Origin of the sequence: Cuspidothrix issatschenkoi CHARLIE-1, assembly GCF_002934005.1 — a bacterium.
Lineage (GTDB): Bacteria > Cyanobacteriota > Cyanobacteriia > Cyanobacteriales > Nostocaceae > Cuspidothrix > Cuspidothrix issatschenkoi.
This window is the reverse complement of the sequence record NZ_PGEM01000154.1, coordinates 1-5,216: the sequence shown is the minus strand read 5'-3', so window position 1 is coordinate 5,216 and position 5,216 is coordinate 1. Positions and strand designations below refer to the sequence as shown.

Sequence of the window (5,216 nt, the reverse complement as noted above, 5' to 3'; positions counted from 1 at the left end):
GTACGGGCGCCGATACTCCGTCTGGCGCCCATTCTCGTGCGCTGTGCTTTGTCGCTTTTTAATCAAAAAATAGATTACTATTTTCGGCACACACCCAAAATCTGTGCATTTTTTAAAACATAAAAAAAAGACTACTTCTTGTTTTGGATCAAGAAATAGTCTAAAATAAAAAACAACAAATGATTGGTGGTCATTTGTTGCGATGCAATGTGTTTTATTATTTTATTTATGATTCCATATTACCCTATTAAATTTTAATAATCAAGCATGATTGTTAGAAAAGTATAGAATAGTATAGAAATATATAAAAACATATGTAACAAAAGGACCACCTACATTTGAAATAATTTCAAAGGTAGGTTTTTTATATGAGCAATTATCAAAAAGATGATGATTTTTTAGCTACAAGAGCACGTACGTTTTCAGGGCAACGTAATTATGAATATGATACGCATGAGCTTGATGATTCAGGCAATTTGCGTAAAAAGGAAGATGCTTTAACTGAACATGAATGGCGTAAACAAATGGTTGATATGTTTACAGCTATTCAAGATGATTGTGAATACTGTTATTTTATATTTCATGATAAAGACGTGTTACCAAATGGGGATAAAAAAGGTTTACATGTTCATTTTGTAATTAAGTTTAAAAATCCTCGAGTTATTAGATCTATTATGAAAACATTTGGTATATCAAGAACAGAAAATATTTCTAAAGTTAAAAGTGTGAAGGGATCCCTTAGTTACTTGTTGCATATTACAAAACAAGCAAGAAAAGACGGTAAATTTATATATGGTCAAGATCGTTTATATAAAGTAGGTACTGATATTTCAGAAGATGATAATTTTGAACATTTTAATAAATTAACTGTTTCAGATAAAGATGATAAAGATATTAAAGATGAAATAGTTGAAGAAGTATTGTCTCAAGTTACTAGTTTGAGAGAAAAAGGGGAAATGGCAGATATAAAGATACTATATAAAAAATTCCCAACACATAAAAATTTGGTAAGTGATATTTATTATAACTATACAACTAAACGAGAATACGCAGAGCGAGAGTATTTTGCAGATAAACTAAGACATAGAAATAAACATGGTAGATGGTTAAGAAACCTTTATATCACTGGGAAAGGTGGTACAGGTAAAACTACATTAGCTAATAAATTGGGATATGCTTTTGCAGATAAAAGGGGAGTTCATGTTGGTGCAGCTAAGTCGCCAGATAAAACATATGACCCAATGGGGACATATAAAAATCAAAAAGTGACAATTTTAAATGAAATGCAGGGTAGTTTGTTTGATTATAGAGAAATTATGAATGTTTTTGATGACCATCAACAAGCACCTGTTTCATCAAGAACAAAAGATATAAATTGGACAGCTGACTATTTAATTATGACATCATCTAAAAGTTTTGAACGATTTAGAAATGAAACATTACGTTATTCAAAAGGTGGTAAACATCTAGTTGAAGAATTGCCGACTGGTCAGTTAAAAGTTAGAGACAATCTTGGTGATGAATATAAAGATGTTGCGTTTCAGTTCACAAGAAGATTTAGTAATTATATCGAAATTTTTACAAGTAAAGGTCAAAAGTATATAAATGTTTTCCAATTTAATTTTAAGAAACGTGGATTTGTGTTACAAACACAAATGGCTGTATCTGATGAGTTTTATAAACATGAAAACGAAATGGATAAAGTTGTTTCAATGATAGTTAAATGTATTAATGATAAAGAATCAGTCATTGATATGACAAATGGTAAAGTTAAGCGTGACGCTGATATAGACCAAGATGAACAATATGTTGATGGCTTTAGATTTTATAGAGAAAAAATAAGATTTAATTATAAAGAATATAATGTTGAAACGTTATGCAATCCACATAGACCTTTATATGAAAGTTTATTATTAGAATTAGAAGAATCTGGGGCTAAAGAATACTGTGATAATCATAAGAATGAATATCACGAATATGTTTTGAGAGTTAAGTTAGAACAAGAAAACAATCCAGAAGTAAAAAAAGAATCAGACATTGTTGATGAAGAAATTAAACACATGAGAAATGAATACGATGACTTGTATTGGAAACTTGAATTTTATGATTATGTTAACGGGAATATACCTTGTAAAGGTTTGACTATGAGAGAAGAACGTAACGGTTTTACATTGCAAAATAAAATCGATACCTTAGACAAAATACAACAAGAGAGTAAAGCTGACTTAGATGCAATTGAAAGAATTTATAAACAAGGTTTAAGTGGTTATCCTATTGAAATAGTTGAAGATATTCAAAAGCGATTGTTAACAGATAAAGAACGATTAACAATTGATAGAAATGAACTTGATAAATTTATTGAAGATAATAAATGTGCTGATTATAAAAATGCAATTCCAGAAGAAGAGTTGCCCGTTTGTTTAGCACTTTGGGAACGTGAATTTTATGATTTAGAAAATGACATTATACCGTGTAAAGGTCCAATGTACGCTCAGATTAAAGTGGGTGTTACGCTTAATGATATGATTAAAATGTATGATGAAAATCCATTAAAAGAACTTGAAGAAAAGAACGCAAAACGTGCTCAAAAAATTAAAGAAAATGAAAATTTTAAAGAGCTTAATGAACGTCGAGGTATTACCGAAGATATGATAAATGAGTTTGTTAAATCGTAAAATAGTTGATTCATAAAATTAGAAAAAGGGTGATTTTTAATGGCAAAATGTAATAAAGAGTTTAATGATTATGTTAGTGAAATAAGTTGGAAATTTTATTCAGAATTAGATCCTTTGTTGAATATGAATGGTGAGTTTGATGATAGTGCTCATAATATTTTTAGACGATTGGAAAAAGAAGACCATTGGGAAAAATATGGTAAAGATTATTTTGAAATGGTTCAAGCTATTAAATATTATTTGGAAATAGAAAGAGAAGTTATGCTTTATGAAGAACTAGAATTTGGTTAATTTTTTAACTCATTTCATCACACCACTTTTCACATTAGGTGGTGTGATTTATTTTTTAAAAGCACACTTTTGACATTAGGAAATGCAGTATGATAGTTGAACTTGTTTCAACGTTTGGGCAGGGTTTGAATTTGGATTAATCCAAATCAACACCCAAACCAAATCATACAAATCGGAACCTGATGTCAAAAGGAAATTTTAAAAAATTAGGCAATAAAAATGGCGTTTAAGTTAAACTTAAACGTCACTTTTTATGTTGCTTTGAGTGAAGAAACACGCAGGTCGAAGACCGAGTATTTCTGAACGATTGAACGTAAAAACACGCAGCTCGAAGAGCGAGTATTTTGGAGTGTACGAGCAGACTTATCGAAGATAAGTCTAGCGAGTTCTACTTATCAATGATAAGATAGACCGAAAGGGGGAATGGTTAAGCGTTCAATGTGACGAATAGGAGCATTGCTAACGCATCCGAAAGGTGACCGAATAGGGAGCGTTTTGGATAACATTCACCCGTTAAAAAATGAGCTTGATGTGACCGAATAGGGAACATCATTAGCGAATGTAATTGCGATGAATAAGAGCAATTTTTTATGAAGGGAGTATCTTAGAATGGCGGGTACAATTGCATATAAATTTAAGAAAACTAAAGCAAACGCAAGTGTTAAAAATTTACTAAAAGAGATGTATCGAACTGAAGATGATAAAGAAAAATATGATGATGGGATACGAGATTTGCACCCCGAAAAAACAAAGGACAATGTTTGGTTAGAGAAACCAAATATTGAAACGTTTGATAAAGAACGTAAAGAAAAAATTAAAACAATTAATCAAAAGAGGGCTGAGAGAACTGGAGAAGAATACACCGCATACGACCGTAGAAGTTTACGATCTGATACGGTTGATTTGCTTTCACAAGTAATTCAACCTTCAAAAGAATGGCTTGCTGTACACACCGATGATGAAGCTGAAGAACTATTAACAGACGTATATTATATGATGAAAGAACACCCAGAATTGTACGGAGAGATAAAAGCATATGTTATACATCGTGATGAATCTTCAATACATGCACAATCATTATCTTCAACGTTAGATGAACAAGAATTGCGTTCAAAAGCAAAAGAGTTAACTGGTAATAAAAAAGCTATGAGTGAAAAGCAGACGATTTTTGCTAAAGGTTTACAAGATAGAGGTTGGGACGTTGAACGAGGTGTGAATCGAGTTGATTACAACTATCAAAATTGGAAAAAACAAATGGAAGAAAAGTACGACACTAAAATGACACGTCACAATGAAAAACTTTTCATTCAAGCTGAACAGTTTGAACAACAAGATAAACAGTACCGTGATATGATGACAACTTTTGGTCAAAATGTTGGGAAAGTAAATAACGATGGTATAGCTATCTTTAAAATGAACGATGAAAAGATTAAAAAACCTGTACAAGATTTAACGAGTGATGAACTTATCGGTTTATATTCAAGTATTTATGAATATCAGCAAAATGACCATGAAGCTGATATTGATTACTTTAATCAAGAGTTTCAAGATTTATCGAATCAAAAAGAGAAGTACGAACAAGAGTTATCTGAAGTTAAATTAAAAGTGAGAGAAAAAGAATCAGAACATCGTACATGGCAAAACATCGTACAAGATGAAAAAGATAAATATGAAACGTTCAAAGCTAATCTTGATGAAGATAAACTGAATTATAAAACACAAATTGAAACCGAAAAACAACAGTTAAGCAGAGAAAATGAACAGTTAAGACAAGAAAACCAACAACTCAAAATTCAAAACCAAAATGAAAAATCATTTATGGATAAAGTTATTGAAAATAAAAATGGAGAATACACGGATTATCAAGATGAAATGATTGTTAATTATACAAGATTTAAAGTGTATAAAGATGACCCTAAAGGTTTATCAGATGTAATCAAATCTGGTGCAAACATGATGAAAAGTGCACAGAGAAAATCAAACCATATGCAAGGTGCACCAAAGTCACGAGTTAAATCACATTCAAAAGAAGTAGAACGTGAATTGTAGTGATACTTTACCGGTACTAGAGTTAGCGAGCGAAAGCGAGCGTTGAGCACCTGCGAAAGCAGGTGCGTTGCACCCACGTAAGTGGGTGCTTTGTTTTGCTTTAAGGTCAGATAAGGTCAAACTAAAATGGAAACTTTTTATAAAAAAGCATCTGTGCTGTGCTGAAAATTATGAGTTCAAACTCATAATTTTAGCCTATGC

General features: G+C 31.2%; 3 protein-coding genes. All 3 read left to right on the top strand.

From position 1 onward, the window contains the following. The first annotated feature begins 368 nt into the window (after positions 1–368). The 3 genes from CUN59_RS18105 (at position 369) to CUN59_RS18095 (ending at position 5,015) form a co-directional block, all read left to right on the top strand. Positions 369–2,675: a Rep family protein gene (locus CUN59_RS18105; RefSeq protein ID WP_104389161.1), complete on the top strand. Its 2,307-nt coding sequence runs from the start codon at positions 369–371 to the stop codon at positions 2,673–2,675. A 39-nt stretch (positions 2,676–2,714) separates the two neighbouring features. Next, positions 2,715–2,966, top strand: a complete 252-nt coding sequence (locus CUN59_RS18100; RefSeq protein ID WP_038978315.1) for a hypothetical protein — start codon at positions 2,715–2,717, stop codon at positions 2,964–2,966. 609 nt (positions 2,967–3,575) lie between these two features. Continuing rightward, the gene (locus tag CUN59_RS18095) at positions 3,576–5,015 is read left to right on the top strand and encodes a plasmid recombination protein (protein WP_104389160.1); all 1,440 of its coding nucleotides are present in this window, start codon (positions 3,576–3,578) and stop codon (positions 5,013–5,015) included. Positions 5,016–5,216: the final 201 nt, after the last annotated feature.